Raw genomic sequence first — 14,084 nt, 5'->3', positions numbered from 1 at the left:
CCCGCTGTGAAAAAAGCCGCGTATGGTAACCGATGCCTTCAGGCGGGGCGACGGCACTGTACGGCTATTTGTGGGTCCAATACCCTGCCAGCAAAGTGTAGCGGGTATGTTGCCGGTCAAGTTGTGGTACGCCTGGCCGACAGTCTGAACAAGGCTTGCCGGCCTGTCGTCACGGAGGAGTGCAGATGCTGCCACCTATCCCTCAGAGCCTGGTGCCGGTCATGGCGCAGCAGGACACACCCAAGCCGCGCCCGGAGATTCCGCCTGTCACGCCCACCGAGGAAAGTGCCAGCGAGAGTGCCATCAGCCTGGATCGGTGTCATCCACAGGAGGTGCAGGAACGCTGGCGCGAAGCGCAGCGCCGGCGCCGCCATCCGTCGGGCGCGGTGCAAACGGACGACGAAGAGTCGCCAGCGCTGCCCGAGGACTTGCCGCGCCAGGGGCTATGGATTGATGTCGAGGTTTAGTGCGCGGGGCGGGCTGGCGCTGTTACCCGTGTGACGGCGGACGACAGGTATAATCAGCCATCTTTATGCCTGTCGGGGCAGTGCATGGAACTGTTTGGCGATCACCGTCTGCATCTGCCGGATGCCGAACTGGACTGGTATCCGCATTGGCTGCCGAGCGCGCAGGCCGATGCCTGGTTGCAGGCGCTGATTGAGCAAGTGAGCTGGTCGCAACCACAGGTACAACTGTTTGGTCGTTGGCACAGGGTGCCACGCCTGGTTGCCTGGTACGGCGACCCGCAAGCCAGCTACGGCTACTCGGGCCAGCGTCATCAGCCGCTGGCCTGGACGGCCTTGCTGCAGGGCATCCGCCAGGCGGTTGAGCAGGCCGCCGGTGCGTCCTTCAATGCCGTGCTGCTCAATTACTATCGCGATGGCCAGGACTGCATGGGTTGGCACAGCGATGATGAAGCCGAACTGGGTGCGCAGCCCTGCATTGCCTCGCTGAGCCTGGGGCAGGCACGGCGTTTCGACCTGCGCCGACGGGGTAGTCAGCGTATCGAACACTCCGTGCTGCTGGAGCATGGCAGTCTGCTGGTGATGCGTGGATCAACCCAGCATCATTGGCAACATCAGGTGGCGCGCAGTCGCAAGATCAGCGCGCCGCGCATCAATCTGACTTTTCGCCGAGTGAATCCATGAGTGACGACCGCCAGCCCATTGACTTTGCTGCCGAGCGCGACAAGCGCATTCATGACCTGCATGAGCGTCGCCTGGGCGAAGTGCGTGCGGCGTTCGAGCGTGCCTTGCCACTTCCCAAGGCACGGCCAACCAGCAAGAAAGGCAAGCCGAAGAAGAAGCGTTGAGAGACCTGCGCTAACGCATTTTCCCTGCCAGCTATTAACCATGCTCTCTGTAAGGTTGATCTGGGTCAATCAAATGGCAGGCCATGTCATCAGCGGTGTCGTGGATTGATCAACGTCAATTTTCTCAGACCACCCTGCGCCTACTCTGCAGCCATGTCACACAGGCTAACCGCAGGAGGCAGCCATGTTCATGGATACCGTGGTGTTTGCTGGAATCGGCACCGTTCTACTGATGGTCGCTTTCTTGGGCGGCTTTGGCTATTTCATCTGGAAGGACGCGCACAAGCGCAAGCAGGGCTGACCTTTCGGATTCACAGGCACGCAAGGCAATTTGGGCGACTTCTGGTCGCCCTTTTTTTTGCGTGCTTTGCCTGGCGGCGGTTCAGTGCGGCGCCAGGTTCAACGCATGCAGGATGAAGGCATACTCCAGTGCGGTATCCCGCAAGCCCTGGTAGCGTCCGCTCATACCGCCATGGCCGGCTTCCAGGTCGGTCTTGAGCAGCAGTAGATGCTGGTCAGTCTTGCAGTGGCGCAGTTTGGCCACCCATTTCGCTGCTTCCCAGTACTGCACGCGGGTGTCGTGGTAGCCGGCTACCACCAGTAGTGCCGGGTAGGCTTGGGCGCAGACGTTCTCATAGGGGGCATAGTTGCGTAGGCGCTGGTAGACCTCAGGCTCCTGCGGATTGCCCCATTCCTCGTACTCGGTGATGGTCAGCGGCAGCTCGGGGTCGAGCATGGTGTTGAGTACGTCGACAAACGGCACCTCGGCGATGGCCGCGGCAAACAGCTCGGGGCGCTGGTTGAGCACGGTACCGATCAGCAGGCCACCTGCGCTGCCGCCGCTGATGACCAGCTGCGCTGGACAGGTCAGGCCGCTGGCGCTCAACTGTTCAGCACAGTGAATGAAGTCACTGAAGCTGTTTTCCTTGTGTGCCAGCTTGCCAGCGCGATACCAGGCTTCGCCGAGCTCGCCACCGCCGCGCACATGGGCGATGGCGAAAATGAAGCCACGCTGCAGCAGGCTTAGCCGGGCGTGGGAGAACCAGGGGTCGAGACACTCGCCATAGGCTCCATAGCCATAAAGGTACAGCGGTGCCGGTTGCTGGCCGGCCAGCACCTCGCGGCGCGCTACCAGGCTGATGGGGATCTGCTGGCCGTCGTGGGCCGTGGCCCAGAGCCGTTGGCTGGCATACTCCTCGCTGCTGAACTCGCCGAGTACGACGGTCTGTTTGAGTACCTGTTGCGTGGTGTCATGCAGGTGCAGTTGGCGAATCTGCGCCGGGCATTGCAAGGATTCATAGCGCAGGCGCAGATAAGGGCTGTCGAATTCCAGGCTGTCGTAGATCGCCAGGCTGTACACGGCATCCGGCATCTCTAGCCGGCATGGCACCTGGCCGGATCGGCACAGCTCGAGCACTTGCAGGCCCTGCTCGCGTAGCGATAGCAGGTAGCCGTCACGCTTGAGGGTCAGGCCTTCGAGCATCACCTGGGGGTCGTGGGCGCGCAACAGTTGCCAGTCCGGGCGCTGCGCAGCGTGTTCCTCGGCACGGTAGAGCGCGAAGTTGATGCCCGTCTGATTGCTGCGGATCAGCCATTGCCAGCGGCCATCCAGCCAGCCGTGGTCGACCTCGTATTCGTGCTCGGGACTGCGCGCGGCCAGGCATTGCCAGGTGCCGGCAGGCTGGTCGGCGGGCAGCACCCAGCACTCACTGCAGGTCTTGCTGGCCAGTTGCAGGATCAGCTGACGCTCCGAGCTGCTTCGGTAGCAGTGTAGGAAAAAACGCTCGTCAGGCTCCTCGAAAACCACCTCGCTGTGGCCGCTGGGCAGGTGATGGCGGAGCAAGCGCCAGGGACGATGGCAGTCGTCGAGGCTGACATAGAACAGCGTCTGGTTGTCGTTGGCCCAGACCAGGCTGCCGTCGGCCGCTTCGCTGGGCAGGCTGTGCAGGCTGCCGTCCAGCAGGTTGCTGACGAATAGCTGGTAGATCTCCTCGCCGCTACGATCCAGGCTATAGGCCAGCCATTGCTGGTCGGGGCTGACGCTGAACGCGCCCAGTGCCAGGTAGCCGCCACCTGCCAGTTGATTGGGGTCGAGCAACAACTGCTCGCTGTCAGGGTCGGTTTGCAGGCTGTCGTCGGCAGGGCGCCGGCAGCGGTAATGGCGTGGATATTCATCGCCGGCCTGGGTACGTGTGTAGTACAGCCAGGGGCCCCAGGGGCTGGGCAAGGAAAGGTCGGTTTCCTGAATGCGGCTACGGATTTCCTCGAACAGCTGCTCGCGCAGAGCCTGCTGGCCGGCCAGGGCGGTTTGCCAGTAGTGGTTTTCCGCCTCCAGGTAAGCCAGTACCTCAGGGCTGTCGCGCTGCTGCAGCCAGTGGTAAGGATCGCTGCCCGGAGCACGGCGGGCCTGGGGAGGAAGGAGGGGCATGGGTAACCTCGGGCATCATGGCGGGCGAGCCGCCTGGCGGAAAAGCCGTTATGATACGTGCCCCTCCAGCCGCCAGACCACGATTGCACCATGACCGAACAAGACTATCTGCTTGCCTGGGCTGCCTATGCGCTGGCGGCGCTGGGTTGCCTGCTGGTATGGCTGAAGCTGACCGGCTGGATGTGGCGTTGGCTGCGTGAGCCATTGCGGGTGCTGGTCATGGTACTGCTGGCCAGTCCCACGGTGGTGGATGCCGAACGCGGGCTGTTAGCCCCTTCTATCGCCATTACCGCCATGGATCTGCTACTCAAGACCGGCAACAACGCCTGGCGCGCCGCGGCTGATCTGAGTGTCTACACGCTGCTGGCGCTGGCTGCCTACCTGGTGTTTGCCCTGTTGCGCTGGCCGATTGAGCGCAGTGTGCAGCGTCGTCGCACGCAGGCCGCTGCGCGCGCTGAAGACCCGCGAACCTTGCGCGAACTGCTTGCCGAAGAGGATGACCAGGCGCGTTTCGAGCGCCGTGAACCGAGGATCTAGGCATGGATTGCGTGTTCTGTGCGCTACTGGAAGGGCGCCTGCCGGCAGATATCGTGTATAGCGATGCGCAGCATGTGGTGCTGTTGGATATTTATCCCTTGCGTCCCTGGCATGTACTGATCGTCAGTCGCCAACATGCGCCGTTTCTCAGTGACCTGCAGGCGCCCGCGCGGGACAGCCTTTTGGCGTTGGCCGAGCGCCTGGGACGGGCGTTGCGGCGGGCCGATCCATGTATCGCCGGGGTCAACCTGCTGCTCAATGATGGTCCGCTGGCCAATCAGCACATTGCGCACCTGCACCTGCACCTGATTCCCCGCCGGCGCGGCGACCTGCCCGCACTGTGCTGGCGCATTCTCACGCGTTTCCTGCCGTTTGGGCGGGCGCGTCTGCAGCGCCGCTTGCGTGAGCAAACGCAGTGCTTGCGCCAGGCGCTGGCTGAAGAGGGTTGAGCCGATGTGCGAACTGCTGGGCATGAGTGCCAACGTGCCAACCGATATCGTCTTCAGCTTCACCGGACTGATGCAGCGCGGCGGGGGCAGTGGTCCGCACCGCGATGGTTGGGGCGTGGGTTTCTACGAAGGACGGGGCTTGCGCCTGTTTCAGGACCCGCAGGCCAGTATCGACTCGGAAGTGGCGCGTCTGCTGACCCGTTATCCGATCAAGAGCGAAGTGGTGATCGGCCATGTGCGCCAGGCCAATGTCGGTACGGTGTGCCTGGCCAACACCCATCCCTTCAGTCGTGAGCTCTGGGGGCGCAACTGGTGCTTCGCGCATAACGGCCAGTTGTCCGACTTTACGCCGCTCGGCAGCTTCTACCGGCCGGTGGGCGATACCGACAGCGAAGCGGCCTTCTGCGACTTGCTCAACCGTGTGCGTGCTGCTTTCGCCGAGCCGGTTGCCTGGGGGCGGCTGTTGCCTGTGCTGGTCGAGGCGGCCAGCCACTATCGCCGGCATGGCGTGTTCAACTGCCTGCTCAGCGACGGTGACTGGCTGTTTACCTGCTGCACCAGCAAGCTGGCCTGGATTACCCGGCGTGCTCCGTTTGGCCCGGCCTGTCTCCGCGATGTGGATGTCAGCGTGGATTTTGGCAGCGAAACCACGCCCGATGACGTGGTGACGGTGATTGCCACCGAAGCGCTGACCAGCAATGAGCGCTGGCAGTGTTACCAGCCGGGCGAGTGGCGGCTCTGGCAGCGCGGCGAGTGCCTGGCGACAGGACAGCTGTAAGCTGTTGCCGCCAGGCCGGCGGCTGGGCGAGTGGTTACTTGGAGAGGAACTTCATGCCGTCTTCCAGGCCCTGCAGGGTCAGCGGGTACATCTGGTCGTTGATCAGCTCACGGATCAGGCCGGTGGACGCCGTGTAGTCCCAGCTGTGCTTGGGGTAGGGATTGATCCAGATAAGCTTCTTGTACTTCTCCATGAAACGACGGATCCATACGTAGCCGGCCTCGTCGTTCCAGTGCTCGACACTGCCGCCAGGCTGGGTGATCTCGTAGGGCGCCATGGCGGCGTCGCCGACAAATACCACCTTGTAGTCGGCGCCATACTTGTGCAACAGGTCGAAGGTGGAGTAGCGCTCGGAGGTACGGCGCAGGTTGTTCTTCCACACCGACTCATACACGCAGTTGTGGAAGTAGAAGTACTCCATGTGCTTGAACTCGGTCTTGCAGGCCGAGAACAGCTCTTCACACACCTTGACGTGGGCATCCATCGAGCCGCCGATATCGAAGAGCAGGAGCAGCTTGACGGTATTGCGTCGTTCCGGGCGCATCTGGATGTTCAGCAGGCCACCGTCCTTGGCCGTGTGGTCGATAGTGCCACCGAGATCGAACTCATCGGCGGCCCCTTCGCGGGCAAACTTGCGCAGGCGGCGCAGGGCAACCTTGATGTTGCGTGTGCCCAGTTCGACCTGATCATCTAGGTTCTTGTACTCGCGCTGGTCCCAGACCTTGACTGCCTTGCCTTGGCGCTTGCCGGCATCGCCCACGCGAATTCCCTCGGGATTGAAACCGCCCGAGCCGAACGGGCTGGTGCCGCCGGTACCGATCCACTTGTTGCCGCCGGCGTGTTTTTCCTTCTGCTCTTCCAGGCGTTTTTTGAATTCTTCGATCAGCTTGTCCAGGCCGCCCAGTGACTCGATCCTGGCGCGCTCTTCCTCGCTCAGCGAGCGTTCGAATTCCTTGCGCAGCCATTCTTCGGGGATCAGCGCCTCGATATGCTGGTCGAGGTTCTCCAGGCCCTTGAAATAGGCGGCAAAGGCGCGGTCGAACTTGTCGAAATGGCGTTCGTCCTTGACCAGGATGGCACGGGCCAGGAAATAGAATTCGTCCATGTCGGCAAACACCACATGGTGCTTGAGCGCATCGTGCAGGTCGAGCAGTTCGCGGACCGACACCGGCACCTTGGCCGCGCGCATTTCATTGAACAGGTTGAGCAGCATGGACGTGCCCCCGAGAGAGTCATTGATTGCCACAGGGCCAGAAGGCTGGCCTGGACTGCACGGTGCGAGGGCTGAGCGAGCTAGAGCCAGGCAAGGCGAGGAGGGGTGAGAAAGCGCAGCTTACGCCTGTAAGTGAGCATTTCGAACCGCTCCTCAACACCGCCTGGCCGACGCGCAGCCAGCCCGATTTATCGGGAAGCGCGGCGGGCCATGAAGGCCAGGCGCTCAAGCAGCATCACATCCTGCTCGTTCTTCACCAGAGCACCGGCCAGCGGCGGGATGGCCTTGGTCGGATCACGCTCGCGCAGCACGGCCTCGCCGATGTTGTCGGCCATCAGCAGCTTCAGCCAGTCGACCAGCTCGCTGGTCGAGGGCTTCTTCTTCAGGCCCGGCACCTTGCGCACGTCGAAGAATACGTCGAGCGCCTCGGCCACCAGTTCGTTGCTGATGCCCGGGTAATGCACGTCGACGATTTTCTTCAGGGTGTCGCGGTCCGGGAAGGCGATGTAGTGGAAGAAGCAGCGGCGCAGGAAGGCGTCCGGCAGTTCCTTCTCGTTGTTCGAGGTGATGATGATGATCGGGCGCTGCTTGGCCTTGATCGTCTCGTTGGTCTCGTAAACGTAGAACTCCATCTTGTCGAGTTCCTGCAACAGGTCGTTGGGGAACTCGATGTCGGCCTTGTCGATTTCGTCGATCAGCAGGATGACCCGCTCATCGGCTTCGAAGGCCTCCCACAGCTTGCCCTTCTTGATGTAGTTGCGAACGTCATGGACCTTGTCGGAGTTCAGTTGCGAGTCACGCAGGCGGCTGACCGCATCGTACTCGTACAGACCCTGATGCGCCTTGGTGGTGGATTTGATGTGCCAGGTGATCAGACGAGCACCGAAGGCGTCGGCCAGTTGCTCGGCCAGCATGGTCTTGCCGGTGCCCGGCTCGCCCTTGACCAGCAGCGGGCGCTGCAGGGTGATGGCGGCGTTCACTGCCAACTTCAGGTCGTCGGTGGCGACGTAGGACTGGGTGCCTTCGAACTTCATCAGGGATTCCTCGCAACGTGATGCAGGGGCGGCGCCCACTGGCGCAAAGCGCGAACTATAGCCTGAGGCCGGCTAGGCTGTGAACGCAGTGGCGATATTCAGTCAGGCTATGGGCGAACCCGTCCATAGCTGTGCGCCGACTGGACGCTGCCGGCGGCTGCACTTAGTCTTGGGTTTTTGCATCGCCCCAAGGAGCATCGCATGAGCCGTATCTATGCCGACAACGCCCAGGCTATCGGTAATACCCCGTTGGTTCGTATCAACCGCCTTGGCCCGTCGGGTGTCACCTTGCTGGCCAAGATCGAAGGACGTAACCCGGCTTATTCGGTGAAATGCCGGATTGGCGCCAGCATGATCTGGGATGCCGAAGAACGAGGCCTGCTCAAGCCTGGTATGACCCTGGTGGAGCCGACTTCCGGCAATACCGGTATCGGCCTGGCCTTCGTGGCCGCCGCACGGGGCTACAAGCTGATGCTGACCATGCCGGCCTCGATGAGCCTGGAACGGCGCAAGGTACTCAAGGCACTGGGTGCCGAACTGGTGCTCACCGAGCCGGCCAAGGGCATGAAGGGGGCTATCGAGAAAGCCGCGGAAATCGCTGCCAGCAACCCGCAGCAGTATCTGTTGCTGCAGCAGTTCGAGAACCCGGCGAACCCGACCATCCACGAGCGGACCACCGGGCCGGAGATCTGGAATGACACCGACGGGGCTATCGATGTACTGGTCTCCGGCGTGGGCACCGGCGGTACGCTGACCGGCATTTCCCGTTACATCAAACACACCCGTGGCAAGGCCATTCTCACCGTGGCCGTGGAGCCGGAAAGCTCGCCGGTGATCACCCAGGCGCTGGCCGGCCAGGAACTCAAGCCGGCACCGCACAAGATCCAGGGTATCGGTGCTGGTTTTGTGCCGAAGAACCTCGATCTGACGCTGATCGACCGGGTCGAGCGGGTCAGCGATGACGAGGCCAAGGCCATGGCCCTGCGCCTGATGCGTGAGGAAGGCATTCTCTGCGGTATTTCCTGCGGGGCGGCCATGGCCGCGGCGGTACGCCTGGCGGCGGAGCCGGCCATGCAGGGTAAGACCCTGGTGGTGATCCTGCCGGATTCCGGTGAGCGTTACCTGTCGTCGATGCTGTTTGACGGGCTGTTCACCGAGCAGGAGCTGCAGCAGTGAAATGGCTGTGCCTGGCTGCCGGCCTGATGCTGGCGGGTACGGCGCAGGCCGACGGCACCGATGACTACCTGGCCGGCCTGCGTGCCCTGCAACAGGGTGACGGCGAGCAGGCGCTCTACCTGCTGGAGCAGGCTGCCAACGCCGGGCTGATGGACGCGCAATGGCGGCTTGGCGAGCTGTTGCCCGGTCAGCGCGGTGAACGCTGGTTGCGTGCCGCGGTTCGCCAGGGCTCGCGTCCGGCTGCCGTGAGCCTGGCGCAGCGTTACTACGACAGCCAGCAATACCGGCGTGCGGCGCAATGCTGGTTGCATGCCGCGCGCCAGGGTAGTAGCGCTGCACAGGCCCGGCTCGGTGCGCTACAGGTGGTAGGGTATGGCTTGCCCAGGGATCGTGTGCAGGCCTATGCCTGGCTCAACCTGGCGGCCAGTGCCGGTGACGCGGAGGTACTGGCCCTACGCGACAAGCTGGGCGAGCAGTTGAGTGCCGAGCAGCGTGATGCCGGGGAGGCGCGTAGTCGTGATGTGTTGCTGGCGGTGCCGCCGTTGGCCGGCGAGCCGCCCTGTGGTGAGTGAGGCGGGCCGTTCCTGAGTCTTTCGGCCAGTTGCGGTCAGCCCCTCGCAGCCCCTACTCTGATGCCTTCGAACAACGCAGTGCAGGGGCTTTCCATGGGGCAGCAGTGGCCGGCGGGCGAAATCGCCCGACAGATTCTCGAGGGTTTCGACGACTATCGTGAGCAGTTCCGCCAGATCACCAATGGCGGACGCACGCGCTTCCAGCAAGCGCAATGGCAGGAAATCCAGCAGGCGTCGGCGGCCCGCATCAACCTCTATGAGGAAAAGGTCGAACAGACCATCCAGACACTGCGCCAGGCCTTTACCGGCGAGCAGTTACTGGATGTTCAGCACTGGCCGCTGGTCAAGAGCGCCTACATCACGCAGATCGACAGTCGTTTCGATGATGAGCTGGCCGAGACCTGGTACAACTCGATCTTTTGCAGCCTGTTCAGCCATGACCAGATCAGTGACGGCTGTATGTTCATCCATACCACCCGCCCGGCACTGCGGGTCAACGAGCGGCCACCACAGGTACGTACTTACCACCCGCAGGGTAATTTGAAGAGCTGTCTGGCGCAGATCTTCGAGGAGTACAAGTTTGAAGTGGCCTATGTGGATCTGCCGGCGGATCTTGAGCGACTGACCCGGCAGTTGCAGGACAACTTGCCAGACTGGGTGTGCAAGGATCCTGAGCTGACCATCGAGCTGTACAGCTCGCGGCTGTACCGCAACAAGGGGGCCTATGTGGTAGGTCGCCTGTTCACCCGCGACGAGCAATGGCCGCTGGTGATTCCCTTCCTGCACCACGAAGGGCAGGGCATCGTCATCGATGCGCTGATCACCGACGAGGCGGAGGTGTCGATCATCTTCTCCTTCACACGCTCCTATTTCATGGTGCGGGTTGGTTACCCGGCCGAGTTCATCGGCTTCCTGCGGCAGATCATGCCCGGCAAGCACATTGCCGAGCTGTATACCTCTATCGGCTTCTACAAACACGGCAAGTCGGAGTTCTATCGCGCGCTGATCCGCCATCTGGCCAGCACCGATGACCGCTTCATCATGGCGCCCGGGGTGCGCGGCATGGTCATGAGCGTGTTTACCCTGCCGGGCTTCAATACGGTGTTCAAGATCATCAAGGATCGTTTCTCGCCGTCGAAGAACGTCGACCGCGCTACGGTGATCGAGAAGTACCGCATGGTGAAGAGCGTTGACCGTGTCGGACGCATGGCCGATACCCAGGAGTTTGCCGACTTCCGCTTCCCGCTTTCCAAGTTCGAACCCGAATGCCTGGCCGAATTGCTCGAAGTGGCGCCTTCCACGGTGCAGGTCGAGGGTGATGTGGTGTTGGTGCGTCACTGCTGGACGGAGCGACGCATGACGCCGCTTAACCTCTATCTGGAGCAGGCCAACGAAGCGCAGGTACGGGCGGCACTGGAAGAGTACGGGCTGGCCATCAAGCAACTGGCTGCCGCGAATATCTTCCCGGGCGACATGCTGCTGAAGAACTTCGGCGTGACTCGCCATGGCCGCGTGGTGTTCTACGACTACGACGAGATCTGCTACCTCACCGAGGTGAACTTCCGGCGCATTCCGCCAGCCCGTTACCCGGAGGACGAGATGTCCAGCGAACCCTGGTACTCGGTGGGGCCCAACGATGTGTTCCCCGAGGAATTTCCGACCTTCCTGTTTGCCGATATACGCCAGCGCCGGCTGTTCAATCAGCTGCATGGCGACCTGTTTACCCCGGAATACTGGCAGGGTCTGCAGGAGGCCATTCGCGCCGGCAAGGTGATCGATGTGTTCCCCTACCGGCGCCAGGAAGTGCTCAGCACGCCCAGCTGACAAGCGCTGCGGGTCTCCCGGTGATGTGCTGTCGCCGGGAGGCTGTTACAAAAAAATGCTCGACCGTTTCGGCAGGTTTTCCTGAGCTGATCTATTACTTGGCAGTGTCTCGCGTTTCGCGTTTCGTCCAAGGAAGCCAGGTATTGCCAGTATGCGCAGCAATCTGCCGGTTACTCAGCACGAACGGACTTTTTCCGCTCGGGAACGATTGATCTCCACCACCGACCTGCACGGCAAGATCACCTATTGCAACGACGCCTTCGTTGCCATCAGTGGCTTTGCCCGCGAAGAGCTGCTGGGGCAGCCGCATAACCTGGTGCGCCACCCGGATATGCCGGGCGCTGTGTTTGCGCATATGTGGGACACCCTCAAGCAGGGCAAGCCCTGGATGGGACTGGTGAAGAATCGCTGTAAACAGGGTGATTTCTACTGGGTCAGTGCTTATGTCACGCCCATCTACGAAAACAACCAGATGATTGGCTATGAGTCGGTGCGTACCTTGCCCAGCCAGGCACAGAAGGCGCGTGCCAGTGCACTGTATGCGCGCTTGCGGGCTGGGAAACCCCCAGTGCCGCGCTGGCAGTCCTGGACCGAAGACTTGCGTCAGTCCTGGCCGTTGTTGCTGGCGGGGGTTGTGTTGCTCCTGGGCCAGTGGTTGTGGCCCGGCTGGCTGGCCATGCTGCTGAGTGTGGTCAGTCTGTTTGTCGCCGGTGCCGTGCAGTTGTATCGCCAACGCCAGGCCATGCGTGAAACGCTGGCCGAGCATCCCAAGGCTTTCACCAGTGCCCTGGTAGCCTTGACCTATACGGACCGCCGCGGTGCGCAGGCCTTGCTGGACATGGCCATGATCAGCGAGGAAGTGCGCATGCAAACTGCGCTGACCCGCCTGGAGGATGTCGCCGAAGGCGTGCGCCGTCGTGCTGCCGAGTCGGCACGCCTGGCTACTGCCGAGGCCGACCTGCTGGATCAGCAGCGCAGTGAGACCGACCAGTCGGCCACGGCGATCACCGAAATGGCTACCACCATTCAGGAAGTAGCGCACAACGTACAACACACCAGCCATGCTGCCGAAGAGGCCGACCAACTGGCCCGGCAAGGGCGTGATCTGGTCGGCGGCAGCGTCGAGTCGATGTTGCAGATGGCGCGTGCTGTGCATGATATCGACCAGGCTGTGAATGAGTTGGCTTCGGCTACCCAGTCGATTGGCAGCGTTGCCGACGTGATTACCTCGATTGCCGAGCAGACCAATCTACTGGCGCTGAATGCGGCCATCGAAGCGGCGCGGGCGGGCGAGCAGGGGCGTGGTTTTGCGGTGGTGGCCGACGAGGTACGTGCCCTGGCGACACGTACCCGTGAGTCTACCGAGCAGATCCAGCAGATCATTGCCGCGCTGCGTCAGGGGGCTGAGCGTGCCGTGCAGACCGCCGGGCGTGGCGAGGCAATTTCGCGTGACAGTGTCAGTAGCGTCGAGTCGGTGCGTACGGCACTGAGCGGGATTACCGACTCGGTCTCGCAGATTACCCTGATGACCCAACAAATGGCGTCGGCAGCCGAAGAGCAAAGTCATGTCGCCGAGGACATCAGCCGGCAGATTTGCCGGATTGCCGAGCTGTCCGAGCACAGCACGCAACAGGCTGGTCAGGGCGCACAGATCGCCGCGGAGTTGCAGCATATGGCTGACGCGCTGCATAGCTTGGCCGAACGGTTCAACCGCTGAGTCACGGAAGGGCATGGCATACTGGCCCGCCATCCAGGAGTTGCTATGTCCCGTCCCCGCTGTATGCAGTGTCAGCGCCCGCTTAGCCACTGCCTGTGCCGGCTTATTCCGCGCCTGCCCAGTCAGACTCACCTGCTGATCCTGCAACACCCCGACGAGCAACGACATGCCCTGAATACGGCACGCCTGGCGGCGCTCGGGTTGCTCAACGCCCGCTTGGAAATCGGCGAGGTGTTCGCCGAACTGCCGGCCTGGCTCGACCAGGGCTATCGTGATTGCCTGCTGTTCCCGGGTGAGTCAGCCCGCGTGCTGCCGGTGCAGGGCGATGACCGGCCACTGCGCCTGATCGTGCCGGACGGTACCTGGCGCAAGGCGCGCCGACTGCTCTACTGCAATCCGCTGTTGCAGACGCTGCCGCGGGTCTGCCTGCCCGACGGTTTGTCCTCGCGTTATCGCCTGCGCAAGGCGCCGCAGGCAGGTGCCCTGTCGACTATCGAGGCGGTTGTCGTGGCGTTGCAGTTGCAGGAAGGCGAGGGGCGCTTTGCTGAACTGTTGGCGCCGTTCGAGGCGCTTATCGATGGGCAGATCGCCGCGATGGGCGATGTGCTGTACCAGCGTCATCATTCGCCTAAGCCTACGCAGCCCGCCGATTAGCGCGGCAAGGTGGGCAGGCGCAGAATGTACAGGCTGACCAGGCTGGCGCTGATCAGCAGCAGTACGCGAACCCAGGGTACGGGTACCAGGTAGGCTGAGAGGAGGATGGACAGCCACATCAGGCCAATCGCATAGGCCTTGGCCCGGCGCGGAATACCCTGGCCGTTCAGGTAGTCGCGGATCCACGGGCCAAGGTGGCGATGGTGGGTCAGCCACAGGTAGAAACGCTGTGAACTGCGCATGAAGCAGGCGGCGGCCAGCAGCAGGAAGGGTGTGGTCGGCAGTACTGGCAGGAAAATCCCCAGCACGCCCAGCCCGACGCTCAACCAGCCCACTGTCAGGAGCAGCAGGCGGATCATTAGCGAGCGATGCGGGCGGGCCGCCATGCGC

At 62.5% G+C, this 14,084-nt stretch carries 16 protein-coding genes; 12 read left to right on the top strand and 4 right to left on the bottom strand.

The window, feature by feature from the left end; genetic code table 11:
• Positions 1–185: 185 nt before the first annotated feature.
• The 4 genes from CFY91_RS07865 to ccoM all read left to right on the top strand — a co-directional run bounded on the left by CFY91_RS07865 (position 186) and on the right by ccoM (position 1,613).
• Positions 186–467: an aspartate-semialdehyde dehydrogenase gene (locus CFY91_RS07865; RefSeq protein WP_093985801.1), complete on the top strand. Its 282-nt coding sequence runs from the start codon at positions 186–188 to the stop codon at positions 465–467.
• 84 nt (positions 468–551) lie between these two features.
• Positions 552–1,148, top strand: a complete 597-nt coding sequence (locus CFY91_RS07860) for an alpha-ketoglutarate-dependent dioxygenase AlkB family protein (RefSeq protein WP_093985800.1) — start codon at positions 552–554, stop codon at positions 1,146–1,148.
• Positions 1,145–1,312: a hypothetical protein gene (locus CFY91_RS16005; protein WP_093985799.1), complete on the top strand. Its 168-nt coding sequence runs from the start codon at positions 1,145–1,147 to the stop codon at positions 1,310–1,312. The genes CFY91_RS07860 and CFY91_RS16005 overlap by 4 nt, the downstream gene beginning before the upstream one ends.
• A 184-nt stretch (positions 1,313–1,496) precedes the next feature.
• Complete coding sequence (gene ccoM, locus CFY91_RS16290) at positions 1,497–1,613, top strand: cytochrome c oxidase subunit CcoM (protein ID WP_279305025.1); 117 nt, start codon at positions 1,497–1,499, stop codon at positions 1,611–1,613.
• Positions 1,614–1,694: 81 nt separating this feature from the next.
• Here the strand turns inward: ccoM and CFY91_RS07850 are convergent, their stop codons facing one another.
• Positions 1,695–3,740 (bottom strand): S9 family peptidase, encoded by a 2,046-nt coding sequence (locus CFY91_RS07850; RefSeq protein WP_093985798.1) that lies wholly within the window; start codon positions 3,738–3,740, stop codon positions 1,695–1,697.
• 90 nt (positions 3,741–3,830) lie between these two features.
• Here CFY91_RS07850 and CFY91_RS07845 point away from each other — a divergent pair, with 90 nt between their 5' ends.
• The 3 genes from CFY91_RS07845 to CFY91_RS07835 are packed head-to-tail and all read left to right on the top strand — an operon-like array spanning position 3,831 to position 5,504.
• A complete protein-coding gene (locus CFY91_RS07845; protein ID WP_093985797.1) occupies positions 3,831–4,277 on the top strand; it encodes an MFS transporter in 447 nt (148 codons plus the stop codon).
• A gap of 2 nt (positions 4,278–4,279) precedes the next feature.
• Entirely contained in the window at positions 4,280–4,726 is a 447-nt protein-coding gene (locus CFY91_RS07840) for an HIT family protein (RefSeq protein WP_093985796.1), read from the top strand.
• A gap of 4 nt (positions 4,727–4,730) precedes the next feature.
• Positions 4,731–5,504, top strand: a complete 774-nt coding sequence (locus CFY91_RS07835; protein WP_093985795.1) for a class II glutamine amidotransferase — start codon at positions 4,731–4,733, stop codon at positions 5,502–5,504.
• A 34-nt stretch (positions 5,505–5,538) separates the two neighbouring features.
• Here the strand turns inward: CFY91_RS07835 and CFY91_RS07830 are convergent, their stop codons facing one another.
• Positions 5,539–6,717, bottom strand: coding sequence for a vWA domain-containing protein (locus tag CFY91_RS07830; RefSeq protein ID WP_093985794.1), 1,179 nt, complete (start codon positions 6,715–6,717; stop codon positions 5,539–5,541).
• Between the two features lie 188 nt (positions 6,718–6,905).
• On the bottom strand, positions 6,906–7,751 hold the full coding sequence (locus tag CFY91_RS07825; RefSeq protein ID WP_093985793.1) for an AAA family ATPase: 846 nt from the start codon (positions 7,749–7,751) through the stop codon (positions 6,906–6,908).
• A gap of 201 nt (positions 7,752–7,952) precedes the next feature.
• On the opposite strand from CFY91_RS07825, the gene cysK reads away from it, so the two are divergent.
• From cysK to CFY91_RS07800, 5 genes are all read left to right on the top strand, one after another.
• Entirely contained in the window at positions 7,953–8,927 is a 975-nt protein-coding gene (gene cysK / locus CFY91_RS07820; RefSeq protein ID WP_093985792.1) for a cysteine synthase A, read from the top strand.
• Positions 8,924–9,499: a tetratricopeptide repeat protein gene (locus CFY91_RS07815; protein ID WP_093985791.1), complete on the top strand. Its 576-nt coding sequence runs from the start codon at positions 8,924–8,926 to the stop codon at positions 9,497–9,499. Before cysK ends, CFY91_RS07815 begins: the two co-directional genes overlap by 4 nt.
• A gap of 93 nt (positions 9,500–9,592) precedes the next feature.
• Complete coding sequence (aceK, locus tag CFY91_RS07810) at positions 9,593–11,323, top strand: bifunctional isocitrate dehydrogenase kinase/phosphatase (protein ID WP_093985790.1); 1,731 nt, start codon at positions 9,593–9,595, stop codon at positions 11,321–11,323.
• A gap of 151 nt (positions 11,324–11,474) precedes the next feature.
• Positions 11,475–13,040, top strand: a complete 1,566-nt coding sequence (locus CFY91_RS07805; protein WP_093985789.1) for a methyl-accepting chemotaxis protein — start codon at positions 11,475–11,477, stop codon at positions 13,038–13,040.
• Between the two features lie 45 nt (positions 13,041–13,085).
• A complete protein-coding gene (locus CFY91_RS07800) occupies positions 13,086–13,694 on the top strand; it encodes a tRNA-uridine aminocarboxypropyltransferase (protein WP_093985788.1) in 609 nt (202 codons plus the stop codon).
• Here the strand turns inward: CFY91_RS07800 and CFY91_RS07795 are convergent.
• Positions 13,691–14,080 carry a YbaN family protein gene (locus tag CFY91_RS07795; protein ID WP_093985787.1) on the bottom strand — a complete coding sequence of 130 codons (390 nt, stop codon included), beginning with the start codon at positions 14,078–14,080 and terminating at the stop codon, positions 13,691–13,693. The two genes, CFY91_RS07800 and CFY91_RS07795, sit on opposite strands and share 4 nt — an antisense overlap.
• Positions 14,081–14,084 lie beyond the last annotated feature (4 nt).

Source organism: Pseudomonas fluvialis, from assembly GCF_002234375.1.
In the GTDB taxonomy this organism is placed as follows: domain Bacteria; phylum Pseudomonadota; class Gammaproteobacteria; order Pseudomonadales; family Pseudomonadaceae; genus Aquipseudomonas; species Aquipseudomonas fluvialis.
The sequence above is the reverse complement of the archived record's forward strand: the minus strand, read 5'-3'. Positions and strand labels throughout refer to the sequence as shown.

Excerpts from the sequence above, each read along its gene's own strand:
- CFY91_RS07800 (WP_093985788.1), top strand. The coding sequence starts at position 13,086 with ATGTCCCGTCCCCGCTGTATGCAGTGTCAGCGCCCGCTTAGCCACTGC.
- aceK (WP_093985790.1), top strand. The coding sequence starts at position 9,593 with ATGGGGCAGCAGTGGCCGGCGGGCGAAATCGCCCGACAGATTCTCGAG.
- CFY91_RS07845 (WP_093985797.1), top strand. The coding sequence starts at position 3,831 with ATGACCGAACAAGACTATCTGCTTGCCTGGGCTGCCTATGCGCTGGCG.
- CFY91_RS07850 (WP_093985798.1), bottom strand. The coding sequence starts at position 3,740 with ATGCCCCTCCTTCCTCCCCAGGCCCGCCGTGCTCCGGGCAGCGATCCT.
- CFY91_RS07860 (WP_093985800.1), top strand. The coding sequence starts at position 552 with ATGGAACTGTTTGGCGATCACCGTCTGCATCTGCCGGATGCCGAACTG.
- cysK (WP_093985792.1), top strand. The coding sequence starts at position 7,953 with ATGAGCCGTATCTATGCCGACAACGCCCAGGCTATCGGTAATACCCCG.
- CFY91_RS07830 (WP_093985794.1), bottom strand. The coding sequence starts at position 6,717 with ATGCTGCTCAACCTGTTCAATGAAATGCGCGCGGCCAAGGTGCCGGTG.
- CFY91_RS16005 (WP_093985799.1), top strand. The coding sequence starts at position 1,145 with ATGAGTGACGACCGCCAGCCCATTGACTTTGCTGCCGAGCGCGACAAG.
- CFY91_RS07805 (WP_093985789.1), top strand. The coding sequence starts at position 11,475 with ATGCGCAGCAATCTGCCGGTTACTCAGCACGAACGGACTTTTTCCGCT.
- CFY91_RS07835 (WP_093985795.1), top strand. The coding sequence starts at position 4,731 with ATGTGCGAACTGCTGGGCATGAGTGCCAACGTGCCAACCGATATCGTC.
- CFY91_RS07865 (WP_093985801.1), top strand. The coding sequence starts at position 186 with ATGCTGCCACCTATCCCTCAGAGCCTGGTGCCGGTCATGGCGCAGCAG.
- ccoM (WP_279305025.1), top strand. The coding sequence starts at position 1,497 with ATGTTCATGGATACCGTGGTGTTTGCTGGAATCGGCACCGTTCTACTG.
- CFY91_RS07825 (WP_093985793.1), bottom strand. The coding sequence starts at position 7,751 with ATGAAGTTCGAAGGCACCCAGTCCTACGTCGCCACCGACGACCTGAAG.
- CFY91_RS07795 (WP_093985787.1), bottom strand. The coding sequence starts at position 14,080 with ATGGCGGCCCGCCCGCATCGCTCGCTAATGATCCGCCTGCTGCTCCTG.
- CFY91_RS07840 (WP_093985796.1), top strand. The coding sequence starts at position 4,280 with ATGGATTGCGTGTTCTGTGCGCTACTGGAAGGGCGCCTGCCGGCAGAT.